The sequence below is a fragment of the Microbacterium sp. genome (genome assembly GCF_031180975.1).
GTDB lineage: Bacteria > Actinomycetota > Actinomycetes > Actinomycetales > Microbacteriaceae > Microbacterium.
Map to the genome: position 1 here is coordinate 32,234 of NZ_JAPSLI010000009.1, position 13,102 is coordinate 45,335.

A 13,102-nucleotide genomic window follows, 5' to 3' on the forward strand; every position below is an offset into this window, starting at 1 on the left:
CCCTCAGATGGAGGCTCGCGCTGGTACCGTCGGCGTCATGCCGTCGCCCGACACCGTCGCCGCTCTCCGCACCTTCGTCGCCGAGCGCGATTGGGACCAATTCCACACTCCCGAGAACCTCGCGAAGAGCATCTCGATCGAGGCCGGCGAGCTGCTCGAGTGCTTTCAGTGGACTCCGACGCCGGACCCGCAGCGAGTCGAGGAGGAGCTCGCGGACGTCCTCACTTACTGCATCCACCTGGCGAACAAGCTCGGGGTGGATCTGGACGAGATCGTGATGCGGAAGCTTGACCAGACCCGCGTGAAGTATCCAGCCGACCGTTCCCGGGGGACGAGCGCGAAGTACACCGAGCTGTCGGACGGGCGTGAGCCATGAGTTTCCGCGTCCGGCACATCGCCTTCGACCGCGCCCGCGTCGACGACTGGGCGAGAAATGATGAGCAGCACACGAACTGGCCCGTCGTCTACGTGATCGACGGTGCGCGCCGGCGCCGCACGCCGGCACTCTACGTGGGTGAGACCACCAGCGCCCATAAGCGGCTCCGTCAGCATCTGGCGAGCTCGAAGACGCAAGAGGGTCTGGAGAGCATCCGAGTCGTCATCGACGACACTTACAACAAGTCGGTCTGCCTGGACCTCGAGTCGCACCTGATCCGCTGGTTCCACGGCGATGGCCGTTTCCATATCCTCAATGGCAACGACGGCCTGACCGATGCTCGCTACTACGACCGCGAGATCTACCGCGAGTCCTTCCGGGATGTGTTCGAAGCCTTGCGCGCTGAGGGGCTCTTCTCGCGCAGCATCCCGCAGATCGAGAACACCGACCTGTTCAAGCTCTCGCCTTTCAAAGCGCTCACCGATGATCAGGCGATCGCCGTTGAAGACATCATCGACGGCCTGCTCACCGATCTGCAGAATCCCGAGGCCCGTTCGACTCTTGTCGTGCAGGGTGATCCCGGAACCGGCAAGACGATCATCGCGATCTTCCTGATGAAGCTTCTTGTCGACATCCGCGACTTCGACGACCACGACGACATCGAACCGAACTCGATGTTCGCTGAGCTCTTCACCCCGGAGAACCGCGACCTGCTGAGCGAACTGAAGATGGCGCTCGTCATCCCGCAGCAATCCCTGCGGGAATCGGTGAGGAAAGTCTTCAAGAAGACACCGAGACTCGACCCGAAGATGGTGCTCACGCCGTTCCAGGTCGGCGAATCGGATGCCGTGTACGACCTCATCCTCGTCGACGAGACTCACCGGCTGAACCAGCGCGCGAACCAGGCTTCGGGCGTGCAGAACAAGAAGTTCGGCGTGATAAATGAGCGGCTGTTCGGTACGGACGACCCTCGCTACACCCAGCTCGACTGGGTCAAGGCACGCAGCCGTCACCGGCTTCTGCTCGTGGACGGCGCGCAGAGCGTGCGTCCACACGATCTCTCGCCCGTTGTCCTGGCGGCCGAACTGGCCGCCGCCCGGAACTCGCACCGGCACTACCCGCTCACAACGCAGATGCGCGTTAAAGCGGGGTCGGACTACGTCGAGTACATTCGGGGTCTTCTGCGCGGCGAAAGCCCGCAGCGACCCGACCTCGGAGATTACGATCTGCGCTTCTTCGACGATCTCAGCGAGATGCGACGCGCCATTCGTGAGCGTGACGCGGAGGTGGGTCTCTCGCGCCTCGTCGCCGGATACGCCTGGGACTGGAAATCGCATCCGAAGCGGGATCCTTCGGCATTCGACATCGAGATCGATGGCGAGCGGTTGCGGTGGAACAGCACCGACAAGGACTGGATCAATTCAGCCGGCTCGCTCGAAGAGGTCGGAAGCATCCACACCGTCCAGGGCTACGACCTCAATTACGCCGGCGTGATCATCGGCCCGGACCTGCGCCTGTCCGAATCCGGCGAGATCGTCGCCGATCGGGAGGCGTACCGCGACAAGAAGGGCAAAGAGGACACGGGGCATCTCAAAGGTGCGTTCAGTGACGACGATCTCCTCGTGTTCATCCGCAACATCTACGGCGTGCTGCTCACGCGAGGGATGCTCGGCACCTACGTGTACGTCTGCGATTCACGATTGCGAATCGTGTTCCGCGAACTGCTCGCTCACCCCGGCCGCATCTAGGCGGCGCCCCCGCTCCCGCCCGGCCGGGACTGCAGATGTCGATCTTCCGCCGAACATCGGCCCGAACGTCCGTGCTCCAGGGCATCATGTCTCTCGACGAGAGGAGCGCGCGATGGAGCAGCCGTTTCAAGGGGCGAGCATGCCCGGGCCCTCGCCTGAATCAGTGAGACGTGCGCTCAGGCGATGGCAACTGCACGACTGGCATGTTCGCAAGACTCCTCTGGTCGCACAGGATGACGGCACCCATATCGACGTACCGAAGCACTCCGCTGTGATCCGCGACGTCCCCGGTGGCCTCCCCATCGCACTCGGCACGATCGGTCGCCGGAACACTCCCATCCAAAATGAAGAACTCGCCGATCTCATCATGCGGATCCTCAGCCTCATTAGCGTGGACTTCGTCGATGCTGGATACACGGGCCTGGGTGAGCAGGTGTTTCTGGTCTGCGACATTCCGTCAGGGTTCGTCGTCATCTCCGACCAGCCCACGAAGCCACCCACTCGTGGCGACTTCGAAGTGGTAGCTGTGAACCGTCACGACGGCGGTGCTCTGTGGTTCCACGTGGTCCCCCGGGGCACGTGGAAGACTGCGCTGCGTCCGCTCTTCGACCCGCGCAGCGCTGACCCTCCCGCCACGCGCGCGCTCAAGGAGCATGCACTGTCGAGCACTCGCCTCAGACACAACGCGTCGCGCGCGGGCATCGCCACGAAGCTGCGTGCTGACCTTCGGTTGGATCGGGAAGGCGGTGGACCGTTGCGGGACCTGTGATGGCTGAACCGTAGCCTCCATCAGGCCACGTCCGCCCATGCTCTACGTGATACCCCTCCTCGTACTCGCCGCCTCGATCCCCTTCAGCTTCTTCGCATCCCCGCGCGACTGCACCGCCCGCCGGTAGGCGCGGCGGATCTCCCGCACGACCAGTTCCGTCAGGTACTCCCACGGATCGGCGGTGACCATCATCCAGGTGTGCCGTGCACCCCAGGCGTGGTCTTCGACGACCTCGAGCGCGACAGCGGCAATCCCCTGCGGGTCGAGCACAGTGCCGATGTCGGCGAGCAGACGGCGCTCGACCTCGGGCGCGACCCGGCGCAGGGCCTGTTCGCGGAAACGCTCGCGCGCATCGTCATCGACCTCACGACCCCCAAAGAGGCCGCCGGCGCGCAGCGAGGAGAGGAAGTTGCGGAGCTCGTCATTGCTCCAGATGTGTTCGGGCATGGCAGTGCACTCCTGTCGTAGGCAAAAGAAAAGAAGAGAGGAACGGCTCGCAACTACAGCTGCGTGTCTTCTTGCTCCAATAGCCCGCGACGGGTGTCGACCGCAGTCCCGGCACGTCGATCGGCGCCGCTTAGGGCGCGGATGCGAAGACGGATGCCGGACACGAGACTCGACGGTAGACCCGGGGCGCCGAAGGTGTCAACAGTGTCACCGGATCCCCCTGCACAACCACCACCCGCACTCGAGTTCTCCACCGTCCCCGGCGCCTGCCCCTTCCCATGGGGGTGCCCCCTCCGAGGATGAACGCATCCCGACCGGAGGAGGAGTCATGACCGAGAGCAAGGTAGACCTGATCGCGAAACTGCTGGCCAAGGCGGAGAGCACCACGCCTGAAGAGGCTGAGGCCCTGACCGAGCACGCCGAGCGCCTGATGGTGAAGTACGGCATCGAGCAGGCGCGCCTCGACGAGCGACGCGCGCGGCTGGGCCGCGAGCAGGAGGAGATCAAGACCGAGCGGATGCTGTTCAGCGGCGCGTACGCCCGCGACATCCGCGAGCTCGGCGCAGGGATCGCCGCCGCACTCGGCACGCTCCGCGCGCTGTACGGCAGGCACTCCGACGGCGAGTCGGTGCTGTATCTCGTCGGGCACGCGTCCGACGTGGCGCAGGCTCGACTGCTCACCACCAGCCTGCAGGTGCAGGCCATGGTCGCCATGCGCGCCTGGTGGTCAGTCGAGCGTCACCGCTACCACTGGTTCCCCGAGAGCGACAAGCGTCGCGCGCGCAGCGGATTCGTCCGCGGATTCGGCGCGGGCGCCGCGGAACGCATCCGGCAGAACCGACGGGCGATCGTCGAGGAGGCCGGGAACGGCACCGAACTCGTGCTCGCCGCCCGTCGTGATCGCGTCGATGCCGCCGTCGCCGCCATGTCGACCAGGCGGGCACGGTCACGCGAAGGAGCCGACCCCGCCGCGTACTACAGCGGCCGTCAGGTCGGGCTTGATGCGAACACCGGCGAGAGCACCCTCCCGCGGTGAACCCCGGTTCGCCCCAGCGGCGCGACGTGTAGGCGAGCGCGGCCTGCGCACCCACGGCGATCTCATCTGGCAGTCAGAACACCAGGCGCCGATACTCGGCGCGGGCCTTCATCCCATCGATGATCTCCACTTCGCCGTCATCCACATCAGCAGGACGCTCCAGCAACCGTCCTGCGATATTCAGTCCGATCCGCAGCTCCCGTATTACGTACTACGTAAGTAATCAACCCTGAGTGTGACGTCTACCGGAACCCGAGCGTGACTGCCGCGAGACTTGCCTTCGAGCATGAGACATGCCACCATCCGTCCCGTCTCACGCTGGAAGGCAAGTCTCACGCCCAGGTCGCACGCCCCCCAACCCGCGCGACCGCTAGTCTCACGCCCCCAACTCTCACGCCCGCCAAGCCACGCGCCACCGCACATCCGGAACCGCCCCCACCGCACCCCGGCGCCGTCGCACGCCTCGCCTACACTCGCACCCATGACTTCCGCGGACGTGACCACCCCGGCCGACGCTGAGGCGCTCGCCACCCGCATCCTGCAGCCGCGAGAGCGGCCCCTGCTGTTGGTGTCGACCGACCACGACGGCGCGTACGCGTTCGACGTCGATGAGTTGCGGGCCGAGCTCGACGGCATCGCCGACGTGGTCACCATCGCGACCGGCATCCCGACCAAACACCTCGAGTCGCTGCTGCCCGAGAAGACGCAGGTGTTCAACGGTGCGGCCCGCTCGTACCCGCCCGACTTCGGCGACGACCCCGACTGGGAGCGATCGCACCTGCGCTTCCCCGGGCAGGCGCGCACCCGCGATCTCATCCACGACGCCATGGCGCAGACCGGCCGGCGCACCGTGCAGTCCGCGCCGGCCGCCGGCATCCACCGCGTCAGCGGAGTCGTGCAGGGGTTCGTCGCCGACGGCACCCGCGCAATGGTGCGGCTCGACGACGGCACCACCGTCACCGCGAGCGCCACCCTGCTGCCGCCCGACCTGCCGCTCATGGCCGCGCTCATCGTCGGCGAGCCGGTCAGCGGCATCCTCGACGGCGCCGAACTGCACCCCGAGCCGCTCGCGCCCGATCTGGGCGCGTTCCCCGACGGATGCCACACCCTCGCGCTGGTCGTGAAAGTCACCGACCTGCGGGCGACCGCACAGCTGCATCCGCGCATCTCGGTCGTGCTGCGCCGCCGCGACGTCGACCCGGATGAGCGCCCGGTCAGCGACCTGCTCGCCGTCGGCGATGTCATCCGCGCCCGCGTGCACCGCAAGCCGGGCGGCGAGATCGCCCTCAGCCTCGTCGACGTCGACCCCGACGCGCCCGTCCTGCCGCCGCTCGCGCTCGTCGAGGGCGGTGCGCCCTGGCTCAGCGAGGACCGCCCCCGCCCCACGGATGCCGAACCGACGCGGGATGCCGACCACGCCGCATCCCCGGCGAGCGCCGCCCCTGCCGTCGCCGCGACCGCCGATGTCGCCACCCGGCATGATGTCGCCGCCCTCGCGCACGAGATCACCGCGCTGCGCAGCGAACTGCTCGCCCTCACCAACCTCGTGGCCCGCTCGAACGGCGACCGGCCGCCCCGCGCCGGGGACGACGCCGAGCGACTGCGCGCCGAGAACGAGCGGCTGCGCGCCGAGCTCAGCCGGGAGCGCGCCGAACGGGCCGGCGCCGAGGCCAAGCTCGCCGAGGTCACGGAAGACCGCCGGGAGGCTGGTCGCGCATTGAAGGACGCCCGCCGCGCGGCCGAACGCGCCCACGTGGATCCCACGGCCGACGGCATCCGTCTCGAGATCGAACGCACCTGGGGCATCCGCACCGCACCCGGCGAGCGCGCCCGCTGGCCGCTGCGCGAGTACTCCCTCGGCGCGGGGTTCATCGAGTCGCTCGCGTCGCTCGACGAGACGCAGCTGAGCAAGGCGGTGCGGGCGTGCGTGGATGCCATCACCGGGCGCGACCGCGAGATTCCGGCACGCGAGCTGCACCGCCTGCGCACCGGCGAGGGCGGCGACGACTCGTACGTGGTGCGCGCCGACGGCGCCCGCTGCTGGCGGTCGTCGATCGAGCAGAACGCGCCAGGCGCGCGCCGGCTGCACTACTGGGAGTTGCCCGGCGGGGTGATCGAGCTCAGCCGCGTGGTGCACCACGACGACACCAGGCCGTGACCGCGCCAGAACGGTCTTGTGGCGGCGGCGCGGAAGGCGTTGCATGGGGAGCGTTCCGTCACGAAGGAGGACCACCCATGTCGGTCGCACGCGTCACCACCATCACCGCCCGCTCCAACGAGAGCTTCGAGGCCGCAATCCGGCACGGCGTGGAGAGGGCGAACGACACCCTCCGCAACGTCAGCGGCGCCTGGGTGAAGGAGCAGCAGGTCATCGTCGTCGACGGCGGGATCACCGAGTGGCAGGTGACCCTCGAGGTCACCTTCGTCCTCGACTGAGTCGGCTGCTGAGTCGGATGCCGTGAGCCGGGAGCCGCATCTGCGGTGCCCGGTGTCCGTCATGCCCGCTGGGCCTCTGCGAACTCGTCGGCCTCGTCCGCGGCATCCGGTCGCGTGCCGAAACCGCCGCGCGACACCTTGTTGATGATCACCGCGATCGCGCCTTTACCGGTGATATTGGGTCGCGGTGCCGAAGCTTTCCAGGGCGACGTAGGCGGCGAACATGCACCCGACCTCGGCCTCGCCGAAGCCGAGCATCTGTACCAGCCAGCAGACCGGCGGCGCCGCTGTCGCGTCACGCCGGGGGGCGGCGATCATCATCACGGCGAGCATGAAGAGGAACGGCAGAAAGCTGCCGACCGTCAGTCACCGCCGGTGAGCAGCAGCACGGCGAGGGAGAAGCAGGTGGTGATCTCCACCATCGACCCCGACAGGTAGATCGTCGCGCACAGCGGGCTGACGAACCCGGCGACGGCATCCGAGACGCCATTGCGCTTGGTCGAGGCGAGGGTGCCGGGGATCATCGCTGACGACGACGAGGTGCCGAGGGTATGGCGAAGGCATCACGCATGCCTCAGAGCGCCTTCAGCGGGTTGAGGCCCGCGAGGGCACCGGCACCGAGTACTGGATCAACAAAAACCACCACTGTCTGCGCGAACGACACGAGCAGCATAAAACTGAACGCCTGACAGTGGGTCCGTGAGATAAAGTCCTGATCATGCAGTGTGCTCCCCGCATCGCGGGGATGATCCCGTGGATGCTGTGGTGGCGCCGTGGAACCGTAAGTGCTCCCCGCATCGCGGGGATGATCCCCACATTCACCACATCCGCGGGCAGCACGGAGCGTGCTCCCCGCATCGCGGGGATGATCCCGGACCCGCCGTTCTCGATGATCGCCTGCGCCGGTGCTCCCCGCATCGCGGGGATGATCCCCACGCCGGGTCAGGTCGGGCGTCGGCAGGCCCGTGCTCCCCGCATCGCGGGGATGATCCCCGGATGCCGACGCCGTGGGAACGCTTCTTTCGGTGCTCCCCGCATCGCGGGGATGATCCGCAATGACCGAGCTGCTCGACGCTGTGGATGACGTGCTCCCCGCATCGCGGGGATGATCCTACCCCTCGCCCTCGGGCCAGCAGACGACGAGGGTGCTCCCCGCATCGCGGGGATGATCCGTAGTCAGGGACCGTAGGTCCCAGTGCGAGACAGTGCTCCCCGCATCGCGGGGATGATCCGCCCACCGTGCACGCCCGCACCGACCGCAACGGGTGCTCCCCGCATCGCGGGGATGATCCCAGCTCGGCTTCCCTCTTCGTCTTGAACCCGCGGTGCTCCCCGCATCGCGGGGATGATCCGACCGCGATCACGGACTGGACCGTCGTCGCCGAGTGCTCCCCGCATCGCGGGGATGATCCCAACGCCCGCTATGTGGGTGAGGGTTCCGAGGTGTGCTCCCCGCATCGCGGGGATGATCCCTCGATCCCCGCGGCGGTCTCGTCGTTCACCCTGTGCTCCCCGCATCGCGGGGATGATCCCCGGTCCGGGAAACCGGAGGCGGTGTTGACGCAGTGCTCCCCGCATCGCGGGGATGATCCCGCATGGCGATGTCGTTCACGTTCGACACGGACGTGCTCCCCGCATCGCGGGGATGATCCCAGCCTGTACGGGTACTCGTTCACCCTCACGGAGTGCTCCCCGCATCGCGGGGATGATCCCTTGCACCGGCGGGTGACTTCGACTGTTGCACCGTGCTCCCCGCATCGCGGGGATGATCCCAACTCGGAGGGTTTCGAGAAGGAGCACGAGGGGTGCTCCCCGCATCGCGGGGATGATCCGCCCTCCCCGGACGTGTCGTTCGTGGACGCCGGGTGCTCCCCGCATCGCGGGGATGATCCCACTCATGACCGGCACCGCCCACATTCTCGCCAGTGCTCCCCGCATCGCGGGGATGATCCGTATCGGTAGCCATGTCATCCCCTAGTGATGAGGTGCTCCCCGCATCGCGGGGATGATCCCTTGTCAGCGGCGGCGCTCATTGCCTGGGCGCGGTGCTCCCCGCATCGCGGGGATGATCCCGACCAGCACCGGCACGAGCAGACCACACCCGCGTGCTCCCCGCATCGCGGGGATGATCCCCATGCCGAGCAGCGCGTCGGAGTAGGCGCGCGGTGCTCCCCGCATCGCGGGGATGATCCGTGGTACCTGGCGCTGAAGTACAACACCGACGCGTGCTCCCCGCATCGCGGGGATGATCCGCTCGACGCGAAGATCGCCCTTGCGGGCACGCAGTGCTCCCCGCATCGCGGGGATGATCCCGATACGGGCAGGTCAATCCAGGTGTAGTTGCGGTGCTCCCCGCATCGCGGGGATGATCCGGCCGCGACCGAGTGCCCGCACCGATGCCCGAGGTGCTCCCCGCATCGCGGGGATGATCCCCGCTCTGCCGTCAGGCGCACGCCGGAGCGTCTGTGCTCCCCGCATCGCGGGGATGATCCCACTTTCAGGGTGCCGGCGTGCATGTCGAGGTCGTGCTCCCCGCATCGCGGGGATGATCCCATCGACATCTGGTCAGATGCCGACTTCCGTGAGTGCTCCCCGCATCGCGGGGATGATCCCGTCTGCGGGAGTGAGTACCAGAGCACAGCGGAGTGCTCCCCGCATCGCGGGGATGATCCCCGAGCGGAAGGAGCCGCAGGGCGAACCGACCGGTGCTCCCCGCATCGCGGGGATGATCCCCCCGCGCCTACCGTTTACAAGACGGTTGCTCTGTGCTCCCCGCATCGCGGGGATGATCCCCGCTCTGCGCATCGGCCCGCTGAAGCGGTCCTGTGCTCCCCGCATCGCGGGGATGATCCCCAGTCGAAGACCCAGCAGAAGGCGCGTGAAGACGTGCTCCCCGCATCGCGGGGATGATCCCCCAGAACTTGGGCTTCTGCTCTCGTTCGTAGGGTGCTCCCCGCATCGCGGGGATGATCCCGACCTGAGCCTGCCCGACCAGCTCGACTGCTAGTGCTCCCCGCATCGCGGGGATGATCCCAACATCGCCGCGGTCGCTTCACTGGTGGACTTGTGCTCCCCGCATCGCGGGGATGATCCCGCCGAGTTGCTGGCTTGCGCGTCCTGCACGGCGTGCTCCCCGCATCGCGGGGATGATCCCCGATGGTCGTCCGGAACATCCGCATCGCGAAGGTGCTCCCCGCATCGCGGGGATGATCCCTCACGTCTCCTCGTCGCAGCGCACGCCGACCGGTGCTCCCCGCATCGCGGGGATGATCCCCAGGCTGATCGCCCCATCGACGAGCAACGGCACGTGCTCCCCGCATCGCGGGGATGATCCCTTCGCTCCCGTCGATGAGAGAGCCGGGTGCGCGTGCTCCCCGCATCGCGGGGATGATCCACAGCCTGCTTGCGCTCCGCAGTCTTGCCATGGTGTGCTCCCCGCATCGCGGGGATGATCCTGCAGCAGCAGATCCCGCAACGCCGCCTTCGAAGTGCTCCCCGCATCGCGGGGATGATCCCGACGGCACCGAACATCCCGGACGCTACAACTGGTGCTCCCCGCATCGCGGGGATGATCCCCCATGACGACGGATCGCAGACGCGTCACCGAGGTGCTCCCCGCATCGCGGGGATGATCCCTCGACCGGTTCCAGGTGAAACAGGGCCCGGTAGTGCTCCCCGCATCGCGGGGATGATCCCACCGAGCACCGTCGTGGACGAGCTCGCCGGATGTGCTCCCCGCATCGCGGGGATGATCCCGTGGAGAAGTGGAAGACGACCGTCACGGGGTCGTGCTCCCCGCATCGCGGGGATGATCCCACCCGTGACCGAAGTCGGACGCACTCACGCCGGGTGCTCCCCGCATCGCGGGGATGATCCCTGCCGAACCCCGTTGATGTACAGGCCACCCTTGTGCTCCCCGCATCGCGGGGATGATCCCTGGACAGTGACGGGGCCGCCCGGTTCCATCGTGTGCTCCCCGCATCGCGGGGATGATCCCCGTGGGAAGTGGACATGTACACGGACGCCGCCGTGCTCCCCGCATCGCGGGGATGATCCGGATCAACGCGTCACGCTCCAAAGTCAGCCGACGTGCTCCCCGCATCGCGGGGATGATCCGAGCAGCTGACGCCACGCGACGGGTTTGACGACGTGCTCCCCGCATCGCGGGGATGATCCGGCGCGCAAGGATGCCCGCCTCGATCAGACGGAGTGCTCCCCGCATCGCGGGGATGATCCGCAGACGGGACCCGCATCATGACCACGACCAGCGTGCTCCCCGCATCGCGGGGATGATCCCGCCGAGTTGCTGGCTTGCGCGTCCTGCACGGCGTGCTCCCCGCATCGCGGGGATGATCCCCGATGGTCGTCCGGAACATCCGCATCGCGAAGGTGCTCCCCGCATCGCGGGGATGATCCCCTCGCGCCGGCGATCGTCGGGTAGCAGTGCAGGTGCTCCCCGCATCGCGGGGATGATCCCGCGCACCGTTCACCGTTCGACCGCTCACAGACGTGCTCCCCGCATCGCGGGGATGATCCCTCCAACCCATCTCGTACGTCCACCCGGCCTCCGTGCTCCCCGCATCGCGGGGATGATCCGTTCACCGGTGAGGAGTATGTGCCGTGGTTGCTGTGCTCCCCGCATCGCGGGGATGATCCCACAGCCCGGTTGTGGTTGGTGCGGATCAAGCCGTGCTCCCCGCATCGCGGGGATGATCCCGCGACCACATTCGGCGTAGCGATGCCGAGCTGGTGCTCCCCGCATCGCGGGGATGATCCGTCGCGCGAGACGAGCAGGCTGATACGCATCGGGTGCTCCCCGCATCGCGGGGATGATCCTTCACCCGTGACAACGGGGCGGTCGTTGACGCGGTGCTCCCCGCATCGCGGGGATGATCCCCCCGGCCAAGCGTGGGGTGTTGAGTCGGACCTGGTGCTCCCCGCATCGCGGGGATGATCCCCGCCTGAGAGCACCCTCATGTCTCCGGTCAGAGTGCTCCCCGCATCGCGGGGATGATCCCCGTCGGCGCTGCCGCGGGTATCGCGCTCACCGGTGCTCCCCGCATCGCGGGGATGATCCAAGTCGACCCACGGGGCCGGCAGCTTGTCGACCGGCGTGCTCCCCGCATCGCGGGGATGATCCCCTGACCGACTTCGCGCTGAGCGCGGACCTGTCGTGCTCCCCGCATCGCGGGGATGATCCCCTTTCGCGCTTGTATCCGCCGATGATGCCGCGGTGCTCCCCGCATCGCGGGGATGATCCCGAGTAGTCGGTGCCCACGTCCACGAACATCCGGTGCTCCCCGCATCGCGGGGATGATCCCGCGCCTCGCGCGACCTGGGCTGCGGCGGCGAGGTGCTCCCCGCATCGCGGGGATGATCCGTATGGCAACGCCGCCGCTGTCACCCGCGCCGGGTGCTCCCCGCATCGCGGGGATGATCCCACGCCGCGCATGTCTCGGACGCCGCAGCCGGTGTGCTCCCCGCATCGCGGGGATGATCCGTGGTATCTGGCGCTGAAGTACAACACCGACGCGTGCTCCCCGCATCGCGGGGATGATCCCCTGGCCACGAACCCTCGCTTCCGCACCACCGCGTGCTCCCCGCATCGCGGGGATGATCCCTATCGCAAGGGAACAACGGGTTCCCGATCATTGTGCTCCCCGCATCGCGGGGATGATCCGGTGACGGATTGTGCGCCAGCCGGGGGCGTGGAGTGCTCCCCGCATCGCGGGGATGATCCCCCCACCGGTTGAACGCGGACCCCGGGTCGGTCGTGCTCCCCGCATCGCGGGGATGATCCACCCGACCCGCCCCTTCTGCTGCTTCCATGTCGCGTGCTCCCCGCATCGCGGGGATGATCCGCTCGAACCGAAGAGCGTGGGTGATGCGTGGCGGTGCTCCCCGCATCGCGGGGATGATCCCATGATCGGTGCGGGTCCGTTCCCGAACGGGTCGTGCTCCCCGCATCGCGGGGATGATCCCACCACCGGCGGCAGGTTCTTCATCGAAGACAAGTGCTCCCCGCATCGCGGGGATGATCCCTGGGCGATGTCCTCCGGGCCAAGAGACCCAGCGTGCTCCCCGCATCGCGGGGATGATCCCCCTCCCTGCGGACGATGCTGCTGCGGCTGGCGAGTGCTCCCCGCATCGCGGGGATGATCCCACGAATGAGATCCGCAGACATGGCGTTGGCAGGTGCTCCCCGCATCGCGGGGATGATCCGCCGCTCGCCGGGACAGTCGCAGCGAACGTGCTGTGCTCCCCGCATCGCGGGGATGATCCCCCGGGGC

The 13,102-nt window shown here is 67.9% G+C and carries 9 protein-coding genes and 1 CRISPR repeat array (1 of these 10 only partly in view); of the genes, 6 read left to right on the top strand and 3 right to left on the bottom strand.

Annotation, left to right across the window (positions count from 1 at the left end; genetic code table 11):
• The first annotated feature begins 37 nt into the window (after nucleotides 1-37).
• From RIF65_RS12255 to RIF65_RS12265, 3 genes are all read left to right on the top strand, one after another.
• Complete coding sequence (locus RIF65_RS12255) at nucleotides 38-376, top strand: nucleotide pyrophosphohydrolase (protein ID WP_309064910.1); 339 nt, start codon at nucleotides 38-40, stop codon at nucleotides 374-376.
• Nucleotides 373-2,124 (top strand): DNA/RNA helicase domain-containing protein, encoded by a 1,752-nt coding sequence (locus RIF65_RS12260; protein WP_309064911.1) that lies wholly within the window; start codon nucleotides 373-375, stop codon nucleotides 2,122-2,124. Before RIF65_RS12255 ends, RIF65_RS12260 begins: the two co-directional genes overlap by 4 nt.
• A 163-nt stretch (nucleotides 2,125-2,287) precedes the next feature.
• Nucleotides 2,288-2,893: a hypothetical protein gene (locus RIF65_RS12265; RefSeq protein WP_309064912.1), complete on the top strand. Its 606-nt coding sequence runs from the start codon at nucleotides 2,288-2,290 to the stop codon at nucleotides 2,891-2,893.
• A gap of 42 nt (nucleotides 2,894-2,935) precedes the next feature.
• Here RIF65_RS12265 and RIF65_RS12270 read toward each other — a convergent pair whose 3' ends face one another.
• Nucleotides 2,936-3,340 carry a hypothetical protein gene (locus RIF65_RS12270; RefSeq protein ID WP_309064913.1) on the bottom strand — a complete coding sequence of 135 codons (405 nt, stop codon included), beginning with the start codon at nucleotides 3,338-3,340 and terminating at the stop codon, nucleotides 2,936-2,938.
• A gap of 328 nt (nucleotides 3,341-3,668) precedes the next feature.
• Between RIF65_RS12270 and RIF65_RS12275 the strand changes: the two genes are divergently transcribed.
• The 3 genes from RIF65_RS12275 (at nucleotide 3,669) to RIF65_RS12285 (ending at nucleotide 6,812) form a co-directional block, all read left to right on the top strand.
• Nucleotides 3,669-4,376 carry a DUF2786 domain-containing protein gene (locus RIF65_RS12275; RefSeq protein ID WP_309064914.1) on the top strand — a complete coding sequence of 236 codons (708 nt, stop codon included), beginning with the start codon at nucleotides 3,669-3,671 and terminating at the stop codon, nucleotides 4,374-4,376.
• A gap of 481 nt (nucleotides 4,377-4,857) precedes the next feature.
• Nucleotides 4,858-6,534 carry a hypothetical protein gene (locus RIF65_RS12280; RefSeq protein ID WP_309064915.1) on the top strand — a complete coding sequence of 559 codons (1,677 nt, stop codon included), beginning with the start codon at nucleotides 4,858-4,860 and terminating at the stop codon, nucleotides 6,532-6,534.
• A gap of 77 nt (nucleotides 6,535-6,611) precedes the next feature.
• Nucleotides 6,612-6,812, top strand: coding sequence for a dodecin family protein (locus RIF65_RS12285; RefSeq protein ID WP_309064916.1), 201 nt, complete (start codon nucleotides 6,612-6,614; stop codon nucleotides 6,810-6,812).
• Between the two features lie 165 nt (nucleotides 6,813-6,977).
• Here the strand turns inward: RIF65_RS12285 and RIF65_RS12290 are convergent, their stop codons facing one another.
• Nucleotides 6,978-7,133 (bottom strand): hypothetical protein, encoded by a 156-nt coding sequence (locus RIF65_RS12290; RefSeq protein ID WP_309064917.1) that lies wholly within the window; start codon nucleotides 7,131-7,133, stop codon nucleotides 6,978-6,980.
• Between the two features lie 41 nt (nucleotides 7,134-7,174).
• Nucleotides 7,175-7,336 (bottom strand): cation:dicarboxylate symporter family transporter, encoded by a 162-nt coding sequence (locus RIF65_RS12295; RefSeq protein ID WP_309064918.1) that lies wholly within the window; start codon nucleotides 7,334-7,336, stop codon nucleotides 7,175-7,177.
• Between the two features lie 201 nt (nucleotides 7,337-7,537).
• Nucleotides 7,538-13,102: direct repeats of the CRISPR family, unit length 27 nt; unit sequence GTGCTCCCCGCATCGCGGGGATGATCC; it runs 1,857 nt beyond the window's last position.